We start from the raw sequence: 872 nt of genomic DNA on the forward strand, positions 1-872 counted from the left end.
GGTGCTCCGGTGGCGCGGTTGTGCCAGATCGCCGCGGTGAGGGCTAGGAGTCGTTGTGCTACACGGATTCCGACGCCGTCGATGGTGCGTCCGCCGTGCTGTTCGAGGTTCAGTTGGCCTTTGAGGGTGTTGTTGACCGACTCGATGAGTTGACGGATGGACTTGAGCAGTGGTTCACCGGGGTGGGGTGCGTGGTTGCGGTAGGAGGGTCGGATCAGCTGGATGTCGCGCTCGGCGAGGAAGTGGTCGAGTTCGCGGGAGATGTAGCCCTTGTCAGCGATGATCAGCAGGCCGGGCCGGTCGGTGAGCAGGCGGGGTTCGTGGTCGCAGATGGCCATGAGCACCTGTCGTTCGTCGAGCTTGGGGTCGGCTAACGCCCACGTGATCGGGAGTCCGGCGGGGGTGCAGACCAGGTGCAGGCGCAGTCCCCAGAACCAGCGGGAGTGCGAGCGGCAGTAGCCGTACTTGGCCCACCCGGCCAGTTCCGAACGCTTGACGGTGGGGCGGGACCGACCGCACTCCACCGGTGTGGAGTCGATAATCCAGGTGGTGTCACTCCACAGGTCGGTGTCGGCTGCCAGCCACCGCATCACCTGCTTGACCAGCGGCAGCGCTGCCCGCAGGCGGCGGTTGTAACCGGACTGGCCGGGCAAGTACCGAAACGCCCCGGGCATCCGGGCGGGAAGAAACCGCAGCCAGCGGGCCTCAGAAGTGAACCCCAGCAGCGCCTGGGCCACAGCCAGGGTGACCAGCTCGGCATCGGTGAGCTTCGGTGGGCGGCCAAGGCGAGTCCTGCCCGCGAGGCGGTCATCGATCTTGACGTAGAGTGCGGTGAGAAGGGTGTTCAGGTCGGTCGTCACAAACTGATCTTG

1 protein-coding gene is annotated in these 872 nt (G+C 65.8%); it reads right to left on the minus strand.

Annotated elements, in window-relative coordinates; translation table 11 throughout:
- The coding region (locus ABD798_RS37125) for an IS982 family transposase (protein ID WP_344886344.1) at positions 1-860 on the minus strand (860 nt) is incomplete at its 3' end.
- Positions 861-872: the final 12 nt, after the last annotated feature.

Origin of the sequence: Allokutzneria multivorans (genome assembly GCF_039537405.1) — a bacterium.
In the GTDB taxonomy this organism is placed as follows: Bacteria; Actinomycetota; Actinomycetes; order Mycobacteriales; family Pseudonocardiaceae; genus Allokutzneria; species Allokutzneria multivorans.